Origin of the sequence: Citrobacter sp. T1.2D-1 (assembly GCF_950098555.1) — a bacterium.
Taxonomy (GTDB): domain Bacteria; phylum Pseudomonadota; class Gammaproteobacteria; order Enterobacterales; family Enterobacteriaceae; genus Citrobacter_A; species Citrobacter_A telavivensis.
Window position 1 is genome coordinate 217,919 of sequence record NZ_CATNHH010000078.1, and the last position, 19,572, is coordinate 237,490.

The 19,572-nt window shown below is 51.9% G+C and carries 15 protein-coding genes and 1 pseudogene; 9 read left to right on the plus strand and 7 right to left on the minus strand.

Annotation, left to right across the window (positions count from 1 at the left end; all coding sequences use genetic code 11):
- Positions 1 to 152 precede the first annotated feature (152 nt).
- The 6 genes from QQZ17_RS26135 to QQZ17_RS26160 all read right to left on the minus strand — a co-directional run bounded on the left by QQZ17_RS26135 (position 153) and on the right by QQZ17_RS26160 (position 8,196).
- On the minus strand, positions 153 to 668 hold the full coding sequence (locus tag QQZ17_RS26135; protein ID WP_284554216.1) for a helix-turn-helix transcriptional regulator: 516 nt from the start codon (positions 666 to 668) through the stop codon (positions 153 to 155).
- Positions 669 to 755: 87 nt separating this feature from the next.
- Positions 756 to 1,451 (minus strand): flagellar brake protein, encoded by a 696-nt coding sequence (locus tag QQZ17_RS26140; RefSeq protein WP_152405574.1) that lies wholly within the window; start codon positions 1,449 to 1,451, stop codon positions 756 to 758.
- 537 nt (positions 1,452 to 1,988) lie between these two features.
- Positions 1,989 to 5,135: a CusA/CzcA family heavy metal efflux RND transporter gene (locus QQZ17_RS26145; RefSeq protein WP_152405575.1), complete on the minus strand. Its 3,147-nt coding sequence runs from the start codon at positions 5,133 to 5,135 to the stop codon at positions 1,989 to 1,991.
- 11 nt (positions 5,136 to 5,146) lie between these two features.
- On the minus strand, positions 5,147 to 6,409 hold the full coding sequence (locus QQZ17_RS26150; RefSeq protein ID WP_152405576.1) for an efflux RND transporter periplasmic adaptor subunit: 1,263 nt from the start codon (positions 6,407 to 6,409) through the stop codon (positions 5,147 to 5,149).
- A 32-nt stretch (positions 6,410 to 6,441) separates the two neighbouring features.
- Complete coding sequence (gene cusF, locus QQZ17_RS26155; protein ID WP_152405577.1) at positions 6,442 to 6,786, minus strand: cation efflux system protein CusF; 345 nt, start codon at positions 6,784 to 6,786, stop codon at positions 6,442 to 6,444.
- Positions 6,787 to 6,813: 27 nt separating this feature from the next.
- Positions 6,814 to 8,196, minus strand: a complete 1,383-nt coding sequence (locus QQZ17_RS26160) for an efflux transporter outer membrane subunit (protein WP_152405578.1) — start codon at positions 8,194 to 8,196, stop codon at positions 6,814 to 6,816.
- A 170-nt stretch (positions 8,197 to 8,366) separates the two neighbouring features.
- On the opposite strand from QQZ17_RS26160, the gene cusR reads away from it, so the two are divergent.
- From cusR to QQZ17_RS26180, 4 genes and pseudogenes are all read left to right on the plus strand, one after another.
- A complete protein-coding gene (gene cusR, locus QQZ17_RS26165; RefSeq protein ID WP_152405579.1) occupies positions 8,367 to 9,050 on the plus strand; it encodes a copper response regulator transcription factor CusR in 684 nt (227 codons plus the stop codon).
- Positions 9,040 to 10,479 carry a Cu(+)/Ag(+) sensor histidine kinase gene (locus tag QQZ17_RS26170; protein WP_152405580.1) on the plus strand — a complete coding sequence of 480 codons (1,440 nt, stop codon included), beginning with the start codon at positions 9,040 to 9,042 and terminating at the stop codon, positions 10,477 to 10,479. Before cusR ends, QQZ17_RS26170 begins: the two co-directional genes overlap by 11 nt.
- 750 nt (positions 10,480 to 11,229) lie before the next feature.
- Complete coding sequence (locus QQZ17_RS26175) at positions 11,230 to 11,775, plus strand: bactofilin family protein (RefSeq protein ID WP_187696677.1); 546 nt, start codon at positions 11,230 to 11,232, stop codon at positions 11,773 to 11,775.
- A gap of 369 nt (positions 11,776 to 12,144) precedes the next feature.
- Positions 12,145 to 12,483 (plus strand): annotated as a pseudogene (locus QQZ17_RS26180) (autotransporter outer membrane beta-barrel domain-containing protein); the annotation flags it as partial.
- Between the two features lie 106 nt (positions 12,484 to 12,589).
- Here QQZ17_RS26180 and QQZ17_RS26185 read toward each other — a convergent pair.
- Entirely contained in the window at positions 12,590 to 13,468 is an 879-nt protein-coding gene (locus QQZ17_RS26185; RefSeq protein ID WP_235922532.1) for an AraC family transcriptional regulator, read from the minus strand.
- Between the two features lie 238 nt (positions 13,469 to 13,706).
- Between QQZ17_RS26185 and QQZ17_RS26190 the strand changes: the two genes are divergently transcribed.
- From QQZ17_RS26190 to QQZ17_RS26210, 5 genes are all read left to right on the plus strand, one after another.
- A complete protein-coding gene (locus QQZ17_RS26190) occupies positions 13,707 to 14,126 on the plus strand; it encodes a glyoxalase (RefSeq protein ID WP_342395162.1) in 420 nt (139 codons plus the stop codon).
- 214 nt (positions 14,127 to 14,340) lie between these two features.
- Complete coding sequence (locus QQZ17_RS26195; protein ID WP_152405582.1) at positions 14,341 to 14,775, plus strand: VOC family protein; 435 nt, start codon at positions 14,341 to 14,343, stop codon at positions 14,773 to 14,775.
- Between the two features lie 816 nt (positions 14,776 to 15,591).
- The gene (locus QQZ17_RS26200; protein WP_152405583.1) at positions 15,592 to 16,167 is read left to right on the plus strand and encodes a hypothetical protein; all 576 of its coding nucleotides are present in this window, start codon (positions 15,592 to 15,594) and stop codon (positions 16,165 to 16,167) included.
- 116 nt (positions 16,168 to 16,283) lie between these two features.
- Positions 16,284 to 16,877, plus strand: a complete 594-nt coding sequence (locus QQZ17_RS26205; protein ID WP_152405584.1) for a fimbrial protein — start codon at positions 16,284 to 16,286, stop codon at positions 16,875 to 16,877.
- Between the two features lie 88 nt (positions 16,878 to 16,965).
- Positions 16,966 to 19,563 (plus strand): fimbria/pilus outer membrane usher protein, encoded by a 2,598-nt coding sequence (locus QQZ17_RS26210; protein WP_152405585.1) that lies wholly within the window; start codon positions 16,966 to 16,968, stop codon positions 19,561 to 19,563.
- Positions 19,564 to 19,572: the final 9 nt, after the last annotated feature.

Genomic DNA, 19,572 nt, shown 5'->3' on the forward strand with positions numbered 1-19,572 from the left:
AATCCCTCTGTGATACGGAGGGATTTCAGATTGCTGACAACGTGTCGAACTGGGACTATGCCTTACCCGGCCTACAGGCTTTGGAATATCAACACGTTACTCGTGACACCTGTAGGCCTGATAAGCGAAGCGCCATCAGGCTGATAACAAACTCAGGATAAAAAAGACAACGGATGGTTGAATCTGACGATCTGTTTATTCAGTGCAGTAGAATGGGCCAGACCCAACTTAACAATGATCCTCATTTTATGGGTCTGTATCGTTTTATAGCTCACGCTGATCAGATCCGATATCTCGTTTGGCGAATACCCGCTCACCAACAAACTGAGGATTTGTTGTTCACGATCGCTGAGTCGTTTTTGCGAACGGAATACGCGGGGATTCCAGCACTCCTCCGTCAGGGTTGTCAGTCGACCAAAATCACGCAGTGGTGATTTATCGGTCAACACAATGGCCTTTTCGACATACAGCAACTCAATGCACAACGCGGCCAGACGGCTATCAGCAATCACCACCACCGCATTATCGTAGAGTTTAAAACGGCTCTTATTTAAATAACTCACAAAATCCGCGTAAGACTGTTCGTGGCTGATGATATTAAAAATCATCAACCGATGGCGATAACGTGCGGAGTAATCCACCATCACCTGCCAGGGTACACTCGTCACCTCAGCATTTTTACTCTTTAAATACGTTGAAACACTGCTGCCGACGAAATCTTCATTTCCACACATCAACATAAAGTTCACCCTCCCTTATAAACTTTTCAATTTGTTACTCATCAAAAAATGAATAATAACCTTCTCGACATCCAACGCCTCACGGGGATGTTTAAATTCAAATTTGCAGGAGATCTGCTGACAGGAATAAAGCTGATTATTATCATCAAATTCATTAATGGTAACGACATTGACAACCCGGAGATCGCTATGCAGACAACCAAATTGTTCAAAATCGAGGGATGCCCCTTTGATCAGCGCATTTTTATAAAGAAAGCGGGCATTCACTTTTTGTGCAATCAGTGCACAACCGCCGCGAGAGATATTTTTAATCTGCAGCGAGTAATTCTCACCATTTTTATAGCGCCCAGAACAGTAAAATTGATACCCTTTTAAAAAGGAGAAGCGTTGGTGCTGGCGGCGCTGAACTAATAAGATCACCTCCGGGATGCGATACGCCAGCCCGCACTCCAGTTTATCGGTCAGTGACTGACTGAATCTGGCATTAAACCTGATAATGCCGCTGTTACTGTGCAAGATAAAAGACTGAATGGGAGAGAGTGGGATTTCGCTATTGTTGGCAATCACAAAGTAGTCGAAGTCAACCTTTTCTAATTGAGTGACCACGCTGGTATCTTTAAATTTCAGTTCCACCTTGGTTTTTCTGAGAAGCTCTTCACGAATAATGGCCACGATCTCAAATTTATTGTCCTTTGCCATCCCAAATCCCATAGTAAAATCCTTATTTTATATTTCAGGTATTTCTCATTCATGTTTAATGATAAATGGCTAAAAATGACTCCGATTCATGGTTTTTGATTACCATAAGGGATTATCTTTCAGATATTTCGCATGATATTAAGTTTTTAGCTATTTTTACTGATTAATTGATATGTAAAAACATTCAGAGAAGTGTAAAAGTGGCCCGCATTATGCGCAAAAGAGGACTAACTTAACGAAAATTTGATAATAAAAATGAATGAAATGCGATGAACAGCACGATCCTGAAATATAAAATAGAGGTTTACACCTTTCGTAATAAAAGATGAACGTTTGTGTTTTTTATGCACAACCTGCTGAGGAGTAACGGTAAAATTAAATATCAGGGGAATAAGAAAATAATAGATGGGGATTCAGAAAGGGATAAACGTCATCATCAGAAAAAGCATCTTACAGTATTGCGGAATATGTCGGATAGAATAAAAAGTATACCATAAGGTGTGATTTTATCCGGCCTGCTCGATTACAACAGGCCGGATAATGCAGGTATTAATGTGATATTTTGCGGTGACGACGCATCCACATCAACTTATAAGCTGCTGGGATAATAAACAGCGACAGCAACGGAGCCGTAATCATGCCGCCGATCATGGGCGCAGCAATCCGGCTCATGACTTCCGAACCGGCCCCTGTGCCCCATAAAATAGGCAGCAGACCGGCAATGATCACCGCCACGGTCATCGCTTTGGGCCGTACCCGTAACACCGCGCCGTGATACAACGCCTCATCCAGTTTCTCTGCGCTAAACGTCTGCGGATTGTCCAGCGCCGGATCGGCCTCAATGGCATGGCGCAGGTACATCAGCATTACCACGCCAAATTCCGCTGCCACCCCCGCCAGCGCGATAAACCCGGTTCCTGTCGCGACCGACAGATGGAACCCCATCCAGTACAGGAACCAGATCCCGCCCACCAGCGCAAACGGCACGCTGGTGATGATCAGCAGCGCTTCCCCGACGCGGCGGAACGCCAGATACAACAGGACGAAGATGATCATCAGCGTCATGGGTACCATCAGCTTCAGCTTATGGTTCGCCCGCTCCAGCAACTCAAACTGACCAGAAAACGCGACGCTGGTACCGGGCTTCAACTGGACGTTATCGGCAATCGCCTTTTTCAGGTCGTTGACCACGGAAACCATATCCCTGTCACGCGCGTCAATGTAGATCCAGCCGGTGGGTCGTGCATTCTCGGTTTTCAACATCGAGGGTCCCGGCTTGATGTTGATTGTGGCCACATCTCCCAGCGTAATTTGCTGCTTCATCGGCGTCAGGATCGGTAACTGGCGCAGCGCCTGCGGGCTGTCACGGTAGCTTTGCGGATAACGTAGATTGATGGGATAACGGGCAATCCCCTCAACGGTCTCCCCCACCATCGCCCCGCCGATGGCGGAGGTAATAAACAACTGCACGTCCCCCACCGTCATGCCGTAACGGGCAGCCTTTTCACGGTTAATGTCGATGTTGAGATAGCGACCGCCTTGCAGACGCTCGGCCAGCGCGGACGTCACGCCAGGAACGGTTCGGGCGACCTCTTCAATCTGCTCGGCCATTGCATCAATATCGGCCAGTACGTTACCGGAGACTTTAATCCCAATCGGACTCTTAATCCCGGTCGAGAGCATATCAATACGGTTACGAATCGGCGGCACCCACAGGTTTGCCAGCCCCGGCAGACGGACGGTTTTGTCCAGTTCCTCAATGATTTTGTCCATCGTCATGCCCGGACGCCACTGATCCTGCGGTTTAAGCTGAATGGTGGTTTCCACCATTTCCAGCGGTGCCGAATCCGTGGCGGTCTCCGCTTTCCCGGTTTTACCAAAGACTCTGGCAACTTCCGGAACGGTCATGATAAGCCTGTCGGTTTTCTGTAACATACTTGCCGCTTCTGCCGCCGAAATCCCCGGCAGCGTGGAAGGCATGTACAGCAGGTCGCCTTCGTTAATCTGCGGTAAGAACTCGCCTCCCACTTTACTCAGCGGCCAGGCAACCGTCAGGATCGAGAGCACCGCCACCAGCAGTGTGGTTTTCGGCCAGTGCAGCACTTTCAGCAATAGCGGATGGTAGATGCGGATCAAAAAACGGTTGAGCGGGTTGCTGCTTTCCGCCGGAATTTTACCGCGGATCCACAGCCCCATCAGAATAGGGATCACCACGATCGCCAGAAACGCCGCGCCCGCCATTGCATACGTTTTGGTGAACGCCAGTGGACCGAACAGGCGTCCTTCCTGCCCCTCAAGGGTAAAGATGGGAATAAAAGAGAGCGTGATGATCAGCAAACTGATAAACAGCGCCGGGCCAACCTCCACGGAGGCGTTGGTGATCACCTTCCAGCGCGTCTCGTTATCAAGTGTTTCGCCCGGATGCAGATGTTCCCACTCTTCCAGTCGTTTATGCGCGTTTTCGATCATCACAATGGCGGCATCCACCATTGCCCCCACTGCGATTGCGATCCCACCAAGCGACATAATGTTGGCGTTCAGCCCCTGGAAATGCATCACGATAAAAGCGATGCACAACCCCAGCGGTAGCGAGATGATCGCCACCAGCGCGGAACGCACGTGCCAGAGAAACAGCGCGCAGACCAGCGCCACGACGATAAACTCTTCCAGCAGCTTAGTGCTGAGGTTGTCGATGGCGCGGTCAATCAACTGACTGCGATCGTAGGTGGTCACCACTTCCACGCCTTCCGGCAGGCTACTTTTCAGCGTCTCAAGTTTACTTTTAACCGCCGAAATCACCTCACGCGCGTTTTTACCGGAACGCAATATGACCACCCCGCCGGCCACTTCACCATCACCGTTGAGTTCAGCGATCCCCCGGCGCATTTCCGGGCCAATCTGCACTCTCGCCACATCGCGTAGATACACCGGCACACCGTTTTCCCCTGACTTCAGGACGATGTGATTAAAGTCATCCAGCGTTTGTAGATACCCACTGGCGCGGACCATGTATTCCGCTTCCGACAGTTCCACCGACGAGCCGCCCGCCTCCTGGTTAGAGGCATCCAGCGCGCCCTTCACCTCCGACAGGCTGATGCCGTACTGAGCGAGTTTCATCGGGTCGATCACCACCTGATACTCTTTCACCACGCCGCCTACGGAGGCCACTTCAGACACGTTGGGGATGGTTTTCAACTCATATTTCAGGAACCAGTCCTGCAGCGATCGCAGCTCCGCCAGGTCGTGCTTACCGCTGCGATCGACCAGCGCATACTCGAATATCCAGCCCACGCCGGTGGCGTCCGGCCCCATTTCCGCGCTGACGCCCGCCGGGAGCTTACCCTGCACCTGGTTGAGATATTCCAGCACGCGCGAACGGGCCCAGTACGGATCGGTGCCATCTTCAAAAATGACATAGACATACGAGTCGCCAAACTGCGAGAAGCCGCGCACCGTCTTCGCGCCCGGCACGGACAACATGGTGGTGGTCAGCGGATAGGTGACCTGATTCTCGACAATCTGCGGCGCCTGCCCCGGATAGCTGGTTTTGACGATCACCTGCACATCGGACAGATCGGGCAGCGCATCCACCGGCGTATTGACGATAGTCCAGGTGCCCCAGACGCTGAGAAAGAGCGCGCCAATGATCACCAGAAAGCGGTTGGCAACCGAGCGACGAATAATCCATTCAATCATCTGCGTTCTCCTCAGTGCGCATGGGCCGCATGAACGGGCGTCGCCGACGGCTGCTGTGCGCGCATGCGATCCAACGCACCGGAGATGTTGGCTTCTGAATCAATCAGGAACAGGCCGCTGGCAACCACCTTCTCGCCTTCGTCCAGCCCGGAACGGATCGCCGTCATCCCCTGCGAAGCCTGGAAGACAGAGACTGTCTTCGGAACAAAACGGCCTTCACCGTCCACCGTGATCACCCGCTGTTCGCTGCCAGTATCGATCAGCGCTTTAGACGGGATCAGCAACATCGGCTCGCTGGCCGTTTGCAGATTGAGCCAGGCGTTCATCCCCGGTTTCAGCGCTTCGTCAGGATTCTCTACTTCCAGACGCAGTTGCAGCGTTCGGGTGGTGGCATCAGCACTGGGCAGCAGCGTCCACTTGCGGACGGTGAATGACTTATCCGGACGCGCCGGAACGGTCAGCGAAAACTGTGACGTGTCCTTAATCAGCCACGCGATGGATTCAGGCACGGCGGCAGTGACCCACACCGGGTCCATCCCCTGAATTTTCGCCACTACGTTATCTTTGGCGATGTTCATGCCGGCGCGTAAATCAAAGGCGGTAATCACCCCGTCAATGGGTGCCGTAAGGGTAAAACGGGTCTGAATTTTGCGTGTTGTGGTCAGACGCCGAATATCCGCATCCGGCATCCCGGCCAGACGCAGTCGCTCCAGAATCCCCTCAACCTGGGTTGCCGTACCGCCGGTCTCTTTGAGCAGCAGATATTCACTCTGTGCTTCCACCCAGTCAGGAATGGTGAGCTCGAGCAGCGGCGCGCCTTTTTTCACCTTATCGCCCACGGTCAGCGGCCAGACTTTATCGATAAATCCGGCGGCCCGCGCCTGCATGATGACAAACTGATACTCGTTGAAGCTGACGTTGGCCGGGAACGTTTGTGCAAACGTGAGAGGACCCCGGCGCACGGCCTCGGTTTTCACACCGAGGTTTTGCGTTTGCGTCGGATCGATCCGGACTCCCGGCGCAGCGGTGCTGGCAGACTCTTCATCGGCATATTTCGGTACCAGATCCATATCCATAAAGGGCGATTTGCCGGGTTTATCGAAGCGGGTATTCGGGTACATCGGGTCGTACCAGAACAGCACGTTGCGGGCTTCTTTTTCCGCGGCAGGTGGTGTATTCGCCGACGGGTGCGCGGCGGCGAAATACATATAGCCGGCCACGGCGATAATGCCGCCCGCCATCATGCTGCCGATAATTAGCGCGATATTTTTCATGAGGTCATGCTCAACGTTAAAATAAGAGAAAATTACTGGCTTTTAATATCCTGCAATAAAGAGAGATTGCCCTGCTGGATAAACGTAAACGCCACGTTATCGCCCGCTTTTATATCGTTGAGCTGCGTTTGCGGCGTGATGGTAAAACGCATGGTCATTGCCGGCCAGTTCAGCGCGGGAATGGGACCATGTTCAATGGTGACTTTTTTACTTTCCATATCAACGCTTTTCACCACGCCGCTGGCGCTGACCACTGGGCTTTGTTCAGCGGCAGGCATGGCGCTCATCATATCGCCGTGATGATGTTCATTGGCCTGGGCGTTAATCGCCAGCGTAGAGAAAACCGCGAATACGACTGCTTTAAATACCGTGTTCATTTTTAATCTCCCATGATGTCATTTGATTTATTCCAGCCAACCGCCACCAAGCGCGGTATAGAGCGTAATTTCGTTAACCTGCCGGGCGTAATTAAGGTCAAGCAGGGTTTGTTGCGTCGCAAAGAGCGAACGTTCGGCGTCCAGCACTTCGATATAGCTCACCGCCCCGTTGCGATAGAGCGCTCTGGCACGCTGAAGGGTGATTTGTAGCGAAGACAGGTAACGCTGCTGACCGCGAATCTGATCGGCCAGGCTCTGGCGCAGCGCCAGCGCATCGGCAACCTCTTTGAAGGCGTTCTGGATCTTCTGCTCGTAATTGACCACCGACTGCTGCTGGCGGATTTCAGCCAGATCGAGGTTGGCCTGATTACGCCCGGCGTTGAAGATGGGTAACTCCACCTTCGGAATGAAATTCCACATCCCGCCTGCCGCTGAAAACAGCGTAGAGAGATCGCTGCTGCTGCCGGAGATCCCGCTGGTCAGCGTAATAGAGGGAAAAAATGCCGCCCGCGCCGCGCCGATATTGGCATTCGCCGCCATCAGCGCATGTTCGGCTTCCATAATGTCCGGACGCTGCAACAGGATTTGTGATGAGAGCGACGGCGGTAACGTCACGCCGTTGAGATCGCCGACGTTGTGTCGCGTATCGTCCGGCAGCGTGCCGTAGCTCCCCAGCAACAGCTGCAACGCGTTGTTTGCCTGCGCCAGTTCCCCCTGACGCCTGGCGATGTCACTGCGGGTACTTTCGATCACGCCGCGCGCCTGCTCCAGCGCCAGCACGTTAGTACTGCCGGTGACCAGCTGTTTTTCCACCAGCGCATACGCGCGCTCGTAATTACTCAGCGTTTCTTGCGCCACCTGGAGCTGTGCAAAGGCCAGACGCTGATTGAAATAGCTCTGCGCCACGTTGGACACCAACAGGATATGCACCGCCCGGCGCGCCTCTTCGCTGGCAAAAAAGTTCTGTCGGTCGGCTTCACTCATGTTTTTCAGTCGACCAAAGAAATCCAGATCAAAGCTCAGATTCAGCCCGGCCTCGTATTCACGCGTACTGCGGGTGTCGCCCTTGAGCTTTCCACTCCATTTCCCGCTGCTTTCTGCGTTCAGTTGCGGATAGCGATCGGCATCGGTCACCCGATATTGCGCCCTCGCCTCCTGCACTTTCAGCGTCGCCATGCGTAAATCACGGTTGCTGCGCAGCGCCTCATCAATCAACGTTTTCACCTGCGGATCGACGAAAAACTGCCGCCAACCGCTGTCCTGATAACCCGCTGGCGACGCCACCAGTTGGTTCTGACTCAGAGAAAACTGTTGCGGCACCGGGAGCGCCGGACGCTGATAGTCTGGTGCGAGTGAACATCCTGCCAGCAGTAACGCCATCGAGAGCGTGAGGAGCTTAAAATTACGCATAAGCCTGATTTTCATGTGGGTTGATATCAGCAACTTTACCTGGTGCTCTCTGTTCAACCCGTGACAGCAAAATGACAAAGCTGTCATTTTCCCAGAATGCGATTGCTATCCGATCTGGCTTCTCTAGAATTGAGGGGCCCCATGACATTCGCGTGGTGAAGGAGGACGTGTTGAAGATTTTGATTGTCGAAGATGAGAAAAAGACCGGTGAATACCTGACCAAAGGGCTGACGGAAGCAGGCTTTGTTGTCGATCTTGCCGACAATGGTCTGAATGGTTACCACCTGGCGATGACCGGTGAATACGACCTGCTCATTCTTGACATCATGCTGCCCGACGTCAACGGCTGGGACATCGTCCGGATGCTGCGCACCGCCAATAAAGGTATGCCGATTCTGCTGCTTACCGCGCTGGGCACGATCGAACACCGGGTGAAAGGACTGGAGTTAGGGGCAGATGATTATCTGGTTAAGCCATTTGCTTTTGCCGAACTGCTGGCGCGCGTCAGAACGCTGCTGCGCCGGGGAGCGGCGGTGATTGTCGAAAGCCAGTTTCAGGTGGCCGATCTGACGGTTGACCTGGTGAGTCGCAAAGTGAGTCGTAGCGGAACGCGCATCACGCTCACCAGCAAAGAATTTACCCTGCTGGAGTTTTTTCTGCGCCACCAGGGAGAGGTGTTGCCCCGCTCGCTGATTGCCTCTCAGGTGTGGGACATGAATTTCGATAGCGACACCAACGCCATTGACGTGGCCGTGAAGCGTCTGCGCGGTAAGATTGATAACGACTTTGAACCTAAGCTGATTCAGACCGTGCGTGGCGTGGGGTATGTGCTCGAGGTGCCGGATGGTCAGTAAGCGACTTTCCCGACCTTTTTCGCTGGCGACGCGTCTGACTTTTTTTATCAGCCTCGCGACCATTGCCTCCTTTTTTGCCTTTACCTGGATAATGGTCCAGTCAGTAAAAGTGCATTTTGCCGAACAGGACATTAACGACTTAACCGAAATTAGCGCCACCCTTGAACGTATCCTCAGCCCTTCCGACGAACCGGAATCCCGTCGTCTGGAGATCCTGAAAAACGTCGTGGCCGGTTACTCAAACGTGATCATTTCGCTGGAAGATGCCAACCAGCAGGCGCTCTTTCATTCCCCTCATGTGCCGGATATCCGGCAGTTTCTTACCCAAGCCACGCCGGATAAAACTGTTCCGGGTGGCAATGTTTATTTAATTAATGGTCCGTCGATGCAGATGGCAGGCCACGGTACGCATTCCACCTGGCGCATGATCCGCCTGCCGGTCGGGCCGCTGGTTGAGGGTAAACCGGCCTATACCCTGTATCTGGCGCTATCGATCGATTTTCATCTGCATTACATTAACGACCTGAAAAACAAGCTGATCATGACCGCCTCGATCATCAGCATGTTGATCATTTTTATCGTGCTGTTTGCCGTTTATAAAGGCCACGAACCGATCCGCAGCGTCAGTCGGCAAATTCAAAACATCACTTCGAAAGATCTCGACGTACGTCTGGATCCCCAATCGGTCCCTATTGAACTGGAACGGTTGGTGCTCTCTTTTAATCACATGATCGAGCGTATTGAGGACGTTTTTACCCGCCAGTCCAATTTCTCTGCCGATATTGCCCATGAGATCCGAACCCCTATCACCAACCTGGTGACGCAGACGGAAATTGTTCTCAGCCAGCCCCGTAGTCAGAAGGAACTGGAAGAGGTGCTCTATTCCAACCTCGAAGAATTTAGTCATATGGCGAAAATGGTCAGCGATATGCTGTTTCTGGCGCAGGCCGATAACAACCAACTGATCCCGGAGAAAAAAGCGCTCAATCTGGCAGATGAAGTCGGTAAAGTGTTCGACTTTTTTGAAGCGCTGGCGGAAGAGCGGGAGGTCGGACTGCATTTTGAAGGGAGTCCCTGCCTGGTTTCCGGCGATCCCGGTATGCTGCGCCGGGCGATAAGCAATCTCCTCTCCAACGCGATGCGTTACACGCCGCCGGGTCAGACGATCACCGTCCGACTGAAAGAGGCGGACGACCAGGTGCACATCATCATTGAAAACCCGGGAACGCCTATTCCCGCCGAACATCTGCCACGGTTATTTGATCGCTTTTATCGCGTCGATCCGTCCCGCCAGCGCAAAGGAGAAGGGAGCGGTATTGGCCTGGCCATCGTGAAATCCATTGTGACAGCGCACCACGGAAAAGTGTCGGTGACCTCGGATGCCAGCGTTACCCGTTTTATTCTGAGTTTGCCGAAAGAGCAGGTCTGACTGGCCTGCACCTCTTCACGCTGCGCCCATCTTAAGCACTGTAGACTCCAGGATTCATCCTAAAAAAACAGCCGCTTATCTTGACTCATTTTTCATCACTACATTTTTATCACATTTAAATCACATTCTGACCTTTGCAAATCAGCCTCTGTGGCAACGTGGTTGACCGTCATTCTTCGCTCTTCTGCCCGAGAAAAATTGCACGGTATCCAGCGGGCAATCCCTGCCCTGACGGTACTTCATCGCCAAAACTTCAAACTACTGCACAAAATTTTTTACTGAAAAAGAAAAAAAATCCGAAAAATTACTCTTTTAATAATCCTTAAGCATCCTGGGAAAAATTATCTCAGACCTTGCAATGAACAATCAGGAGCTTACTATTCAGCCCTCTTTTTTTTCATTATTGTTAATGTTGCGTTGATATTTTTTAAATAGATGAAATTTTAATTATTGCAACCAAAATAAAACATAGTTTGTTTTTCATTGTGGAATGAATCGCTGAATGGTACCGTTGCAATACATATTAACAGTGATAAATACAAACAGGAGATTACGTGAAAGATTATGCAATATAACCTCCTGTGGCTTGTTTGGGGGCTTTGGCTTTACCTCATTATACATTACGGCGTAGGTGATCAACACTTTTACATCACGTTAAAATCGCGATGGAAGATTATTGCTGTAATTATTTTAAGCTGCGGTTTAATTTATGCCGTTTATTTACTTTCATCATCGATGAGGATCCGAACCATGTTTAAACGTAAAGCGCAAAACACAGCGTTTGCTGATACCAACGCAGATATTAACATTGCATCTTCTCTTGATTCATCCCAGGTTTCCTACCTGGGCGACGACGTTGAACTCACCGTAAAACCCTCGCACAATGTGCAGATGAGTCCCTCCGTTGCTGTCATTCCTGAAACCTGCATTATTAAGGGCGAACTGAACTCAACCAGCGATATTCACGTTAACGGTCGTATAGACGGCATTATTCGCTCAGAGAAAACTGTCCATATTCTAAAAAGTGGACACGTTGAAGGTGACATTATTGCTTACGCTATCGCCGTTGATGGCGTGCTGAATGGAAACTGTATTGGTGGCGAGGTCAGTATTAATGCACAGGGTGTTGTGAATGGTCAGGTGAAAAGTGATTCTCTGGCTATCCATAAAAATGGGCGTTTTTACGGTAACTCTCTACCGCGTGCGGAAGAGGAAGATCATGAAAATGCGTTTATTTCTGCGATGGATGCAGTGAAAGAAAATACGATCGATATCTCAAATTTTCATAGAGAATAATGTATTTATCGGTATGCCGGATGCCGGCGACGCCTTATCCGGCCTACGCAGCCCAGAAAGACAAGCCCTACCTCTTTCCAGTTTAGACAACAACGGATTGATGAGTAATAGCAAAACCAAATACCCCTGACCCCACCAGAGGCCTCTTGGGTAACGGATAAGATCTTACGCTAAGACTTCTTATACAGGTCGCATTGAGCGAGAAGCCTATGTTAATACCCCCTCTACGAACAAATCGCCTGGCAACAACACCGATCCCCCTCCTTTTCTTTTGCTCTGCAGCAGAATCAGCCCAGGTATCATCCTGAAATGAGGTGGCTCCACAGCGTTGTTAATTAAACGCGATACCCGTCTCTTGTAAAGGAAGCCAACGGTACCCGTGTTGAAGGCAAAGGCGATGGTAATTTGCAGTCTCATGTCGGCGTCCGTCTGTATGGTCACGGTCACAACAGGCTGGATGCGGGCAAAGACCGCAACGTCCAGCCGTTTGTGGAGGTGAACTGGATCCACAACACCAAAGACTTCGGCGCCTCGCTGAGCAGTCAGGATGTGAATTTAGCCGGCAGCCGCAACATTGGTGAAGTGAAAGCCGGTGTTGAAGGCCAGTTGACTAAAAATGTGACGCTGTGGGGTAACGTTGCGCAGCAGGTGGGTGATAAGGGCTGTAGCGATACCTCAGCGATACTGGGCATTAAAGCGTCGTTCTGATAAACGACATTGATGAACCAGGGGGCGGATCCTTCGCCCCCTCTTCATTGCGGGTCAAAGGGGGTTTATCCGCATGAGGTATAAAAAGCGGGTTATGCCGTCTTGATTATTTGCAATGGGCATACCTGTCAGGCAAATGCGCACACAATTTCGTTTCTTCGTGATAAAAGTCCGACAGGTTCCGTTGATAGTCGGATGGCGTTACCCCACAGAGCGCTTTGAAGTCTTTGGTAAAGTGAGCCTGATCGTGATAGTCCAGATCACAGGCAAGAGTTCGGAGCACATCCCCTCCCCGATTGATGCGACGACACGCTTCGTTGATTCTGAGGATTCTGACAAACGACTTCCACGACAAGCCGATTCTCGCCTGGCATAACCGATTGATATGTCGGGTGCTGTAAGATGTTATATCGCTCAGAGCATTAAGACGAAGCATGCCATACACGGAGGAAGAACAAGCAAGTACCTGCTGCAATAGCATGTTTTCAGTGGCTATGCCTGCATGACGGACTAATACTTCGTCGATGGCCTGAAGCAGAAGCGGGTAAGATTCGTGATGCAATTCGATAACAGGAAGAAATAACCGTTCCAGAGAAGGGGCGATGGTCCCCAGAAGATACTGCCTGTTTTGTAATTCATATAAAGGCATACTGCCCAAAAGCCCAAACGCGCCACCGGGCAGAAACTCAACCAGAATCCGCATGGCGATCGTGTTGAAGTCCCGCGAAACCTGGTGCGGTTGGCTGCCAGGCCCCCAAAAGAGCTGCTGGAGACGCCCGTTAGTTAGAGTGAAAACAAGGCAGCCGCTGGCGTCAGGAACAATCGTCAATGGCTGCTGTGGCTGTGGCTCACAATCGCAGCGTAATTGCACGGTATAGTGGGAAACGATGTGACGTAACGGCTCAGACGGCGCGAAAAAGAGCTGCGTCGCCGCGCAGTGTCGGTTACCGACAATGTGTTTCAGTCCGCCTGAGAAGGTGTTCATTGCGGTTCAGATGACGCGGTAGCAACGCGTTGTTGATGCAGCCTCTGGGCGGCGACGCGGTAAATTTTGATATTCCCTCATAGAAATGTCCCTTTTTTACAACGAGGAGTCAGGATTATATTGTACCTTTCTCCTCATCAACTGCAGAAATTTTATTATTGTGCGGTTCGTGCATAACAATGTAATCACGCTTCAAAACTATGAGGTGACTATGTCCAGCATCCTGAAAGGAATTAATGTGTTATTTGTCGCCGGGTTTGGTCCCGTCACGACAAATCCAGAGGAAAGTGCGTCTTTATATAAAGACATACTGCAACTGCCGCTTGAAACTATTGACGGTTATGACGGATATCTGCATTCGCAAAACATCCCTGGCATGAAGTATTTTGCCGTCTGGCCGCTGGATAAAGTGGCCCTCTCTTGTTTTGGTTCATCTGAATGGCCTGCCAGTTTACCTGTTCCCCAGGCCTGGCTCGAATTTGAAGTTGACGACATACAATCCGCCTCCGATATTTTAAAGGAAAGTGGATGTAACTTGTTGACCTGTATGCAGGAGGAACCCTGGGAACAAACGGTCACCCGCTTTCTCAGTCCGGAAGGGATCATCATGGCAGTATCGTATACCCCGTTTTTACGCAAGGCGTCAGAACCGGAATAGCGAGTAAATGCGGGCTACGTGCCTCTATATCTCCAAAGCGCAAAAAGACTATCCGGTTTTCCGGATGGTCTTTCTGTCATGGTGATGAACGTTTAACTCTCCGTATTAATAGGAACAGATAAGAAATCGCCGAAAGATAAAATTGAGATTTGTTTTTTCCTGATAAAGAATAAATACCAGCAAAAATGACGGTAAAAGGAAGGGAAATGAATTTATGAAAACGTATCAACTCCATCGTGGCAGACTTATCGACCATATCCAGCTCGTGGTTAACGACTTTAACGCCAGCAAAGCGTTTTACACTGCCGTCCTGGCGACACTGGAAATCCCGATCGTAAGCACAACGGACGATTATTTCTGGGCAGACGAACTGGTCGTATCGTCGGTGAAAAGCGCAGGAGCACTGGGAGTACCGACAGGACGTCATCATCTGGCCTTCCAGGCCAACGATCGTGAGATGGTGGATGCCTTTTATCATGCAGCAATGACGCATGGGGGACGTGACAACGGAGCACCTGGCGAACGCCGTTACCACTCTGGGTACTACGCGGCTTTCGTACTTGACCCGGATGGTAACAACATTGAAGCCGTCTATCATGGTGAGGCGCAGCGCAGTACACCATCAGTGGAAATCAGCTTCAGCCTTTAGGTATCAGGTTCAGGGTTGCTCAGACCGTGTTTCCCAAATGGAATTGGATAAACTGGAGGTCTTAGACGGTTTCGAGCCTCAAGTTGACTCGATTTTAACGACGATGCCCCAAATATGTCCCATGAAGGAAATATGGAGGCTGGAGGAAATGGTTTAATCGTTGAGTTCTAATGGCGCCCCTACAGGATTCGAACAGAAAACATAATAATATGGTATGCGGCCCATTACAGTCCTGCCAGAAATGATAAAGATTACAGCAATCAGACACTGCAATGACGTCATAACGTTGTTAAAAAATGCCCGTCCGAAAAACCATTTAAGAAATGGAAATTTGATTTATATCATGAAATCAGCAATAAATTACTCTGTTTTGTATCCATTTATTTGAGAACGTTAATCATTATTACTTTTCCTTTCCGCGCTCCTGCTGTCGTGTTTTTCACCAATACCTTCCCTTACATTCCACCGGACAGCGTGGCTGCTCGTAATGGTTATCCGTGGAATATTTTATCTGTACTGACTCCTGTATTTTAAGGGGTTACAGAGTGTGACTTAAGAAATTACACCATGGTTTTTATTAAATAATTTTGGCTATTTTATAAGATTTTTCCATGTTATTTTCTCATTTGTAATCGGTTTTTTTTAGCTCTTAAAATAATCGACTATAACGATCGATAGTCGCAGATCGATATGCGTTAACTATTGCATAGGTAAGTATCGATCGTTTAAAACGATTGTTAAATTCGCAAATTATCGTTTTACACTTCCGTCTGAAAATCCCTGACACAGGGAAAATTACGGGCAGGGAGAATTATAATGGAATATCACTTTATCTCTGATGATTCTTTTTTTCTTCAGGGCGTTTCTGGAATTAATCTCCCCGGAAGAAAAAAGCGCATTCTTCATCACGCAGGTATGTTATCTGATAAAAAACACCCACAGAGCGGTGATGTTGTGGTCGTTAATATTGCTGATATTACCCGACGGCAACACATATTGCAGTCACCCTGGGTAGCATACTGTCGGGTGATTATTCTGCTGCGGACTAAAAATGATGGACGGTATCAGAATCAAAGGAAATTCCCCTGGGTAATTCCTTTTCGTACCGGACAATATACCCTGGCAGATATTCTTTCCCGCGCAGCTGCCAGCGAACCTATTCAGCGGGGTATTACGCAGTCACAGCGCCTTCTGTTTCACTATCTGTGTCGCGGATATTCACTTCCTCTCCTCAAGGAGAAAATGAAAGTGACCACGAAATACCTCTACGCGCTGAAACTCAGCACCATGAAAACGTATGGTCTCAGTGACGGCCACGCCACCGGCGTTCTGCTATGCCGGGATATGACAGGGATTTTCTGCCAGGAATGTTGTTTCATCACCAGCAGATGACGGGAATTATCCGACGTTAACCGGAAGATGCTTCTCGCAGGCATCCGGAATATGTGACCCGCCGGAACCGTCTCCGGCAGGTAATTTGTGTGTGTTAATAACATGGAGTTTGTTTTATGAAATTGACGAAATATCTTCTGGCCACCGCCATTACTACGACCCTGGGCAGCGCCGCTGTTCAGGCAGCGGACGGCACCATCACCTTTAACGGTACAGTGACCAACTCGGCCTGTACTGCCATCGCTTCTGTCACGGCAGACTCCACTGTGGCCGGCACACCGGGCACGCCCATCAACGCCACGCTGACGCTGCCACCAGTCACTGCCGACACGCTGAACACGGCAGCCGGCACTTACGCCGGTCAGACCCCGTTCTCCATCCAACTCACCGGCTGCGCCGCGATTGCGGGTCTGAACAACGTCCGTACCCTGTTCACCACCGCCAGTAGTCCGGCAGGTGATGCACACGTAATGGCTAATACGGCAGCCACCACTCCGGCCACCAATGTTGCGGTGGCCATTATGCAGCAGAGTGGCGTCACCCAGATTGACCTGAACGGCGGGACGAACACCGACCCGGGTCTGGCCCTGCCGGTCGGTACTCCGGGACCGCTGACACTGAACTACAAAGCGGCCTACAAGTCACTGTCAACTGGCGTCACTGCCGGGAATGTCACCGGCGTGGCGGATTTCGTGATTTCTTATTTCTGACAGGCGTAACCACGACACATACCCCGGGGTGGTCAGTTGACTACCCCGGCGGCAGAGGACAGGACAAGACTCGTGAGGGAGTAAGTGCATGACTCAGGGAAGCTCAGCTGCCAGGCACACACTGTCATTATTGGCTGCATCCGTATTGCTGTCGTTTTCTTGTGTCGCCCAGGCGGAGGAAAGCGACCGCGAGTATGAGAGTATTTTCCTGCGCCGGGATAAAAACGGCGCATCGCCGGATATCTTTCGCTACAAAAACACGCTGACGCCAGGAATGAAGCACGTCGAGGTGGTGGTGAATGACCGCATTGTGGACGCCCGCGATATCCGTTTTGTCGCTGACCACGAATCCGGGGAGGTCAGGCCCTGCCTGACCCGCTATCTCCTTAGTGAAGCAGGGGTGAAGACGGAGCTGTATGACAACTGGCAGACCAAACTAAAAGAGGACGATAACGACGATACCCGCCCCGCCGTCTGCGACGATCCCGCACAGCGCATTCCTGCCGCCCGGGTATTCTACGATGATGCGCGCCAGCAACTGCGCCTGACCCTGCCCCAGGAAGCGGTCAGCAGTCAACGCTTTCAGATGGTGCCGCCAGTCCTCTGGGATGACGGCACGCCGGCGCTCAGAACGGCTTACAGCGGGTATTTCTACAGCAGCCGACAGAAAAATTCGAGGCATTCTGACGATCACAATACCCGCAATAGTGCCTTCGTGAGCCTGAATAGCACGGCCAGTGCCGGCCCCTGGCGATTGTACAGTTTTGACACCTTCATCAAAAATCCCTGGCAGGGTTGGCAGAAAAATCACGACCGGCTGTATGCGGAGCGCAACATCATACCCTTGCGGGCACGACTCTCCGTTGGTGATATCTACACGTACACCGCCGGCAATATCATGGGGGTCATTCCCCTGCGGGGCGTCACCCTGCGGACCAGCGAGCGCATGATGCTGGAATCGCAGTTCAGTTATGCCCCCGTTATCCGCGGAACCGCCCGCACCAACGCCCGACTTATCATCCGCCAGCGAGGACACATTATCGACAGTCGGACGCTGACGCCCGGTCCCTTTGCCATTGATGACATGTACGCCGGACAGACGGGGGCCGACCTCGAAGTGACGGTGGAAGAAACGGACGGCACTCGCCAGCAGTTCACCGTGCCCTATACCTCGCTGCCGAACATGATACGACCGGGGGCAATGCGTTACAGCTTGTCCGCGGGGGAATACCGGAACAGCGGCGGGAGTGACCGCCCCTTGCTGGGGGCAGTCAGTCTGGAGCGGGGGTTTGAAGCATTCACGCTCAACACCACTGGACTGGGGGCGGCGCATTACCAGTCCCTTGCCGTGGGAGTTGCCTGGAACGTGGGGCGCATCGGCGCTTTCGCGCTGGACCTGGCGCAGTCGCGTTATTCCCTGGCACTTACTCGGGGAGAGGACAGGGAAACCCGTAACGGCAGTGCGGTACGCATGCTGTATGCCAGACAGTTTGACAGCACAAACACCGGTCTTCGCATTCTCGGCTACCAGTACCGCTCTGAGCACTTTCTCTCCTTTGACGAATTCACCGGCCGCAATACGTACCGTAAGCGGGAACCCGCATACGGCTACGATGGGACCCTTTATAAGCCGGATGAATACTACGAGTCGGGGGATGCCCTGTGGAACAAACGGCGCCGGAGCCGGCTTGAGGTCAACATCAACCAGGGGATGCAGGACTACGGCAGCCTGTATCTTACCCTGAGTCAGGACCGTTACTACGGCACCTCGCGTCGGAGTACCAGCGCGTCTGCCGGTTATGGCTTCATGCTGGGAAAGGCGAGTGTCAGCCTGTCATATTCGTATACCAAAAACGGCGGTGACTATGATGACAATATGCTCAACCTCAGCGTCAGTATGCCGCTGGGCCGGGGAAGCAGTAACGTCCAGGCCAGTTACAACCTTGTGCGTGACAGTGACCAGCACTACAGCCAGTCACTGGGGTTGTCAGGCAGCAGCCAGACCAGCCCCTTCAACTGGGGGCTGAATGTGCAGAAGGACCCGCGTAACCGTTACAGTGAATCCGCCTCACTAGGGTACCGCACATCCCTGGCCTCATTGAACTCCACACTCAGCCACAGTTCATACGCGGACCAGTTCTCGGCGGGGATGTCGGGCGGGGTGCTGCTGTATAAGGGAGGCGCAATTCTGGCACCGCGGATGGGGGACACCATCGGTATTGTGGAGACGCCGGGCGCAGCAGATATCGGTGTGCCGGGGGGGAACAAAACAGACCGGTGGGGCCGTGCGATCATCAACCATCTGAGTCCTTATCGTTATAACACTGTGAGTCTGGACACCACGGACGCGCAGACGGTTGAACTGCCGGAGACCGGACGGAAGGTGGTGCCAACGGAGGGGGCGGCGATCCTGCTGCGCTTCGCCACACGTGTGGGCCGCCGGGCGATGGTGGTTATCGGCGGGTCGCACACGGTGCCGGTGGGTGCCATGGTCAGGGTGGAAGGTCAGAATGAAGAGGCGGGCATTGTGGGCAATAACGGGCTGACCTACCTGACGGGACTCGATGCGCGGCGGGATGAGACGCTCATTGTGTCATGGGGTCAGGAAAAACGGCAGTGCCGGTTCAGTCTGCCGAAACCGGCAGCAGAACAGTGGCACACGCGGATACCGGTGAACTGCCGGTAACGAGTCAGA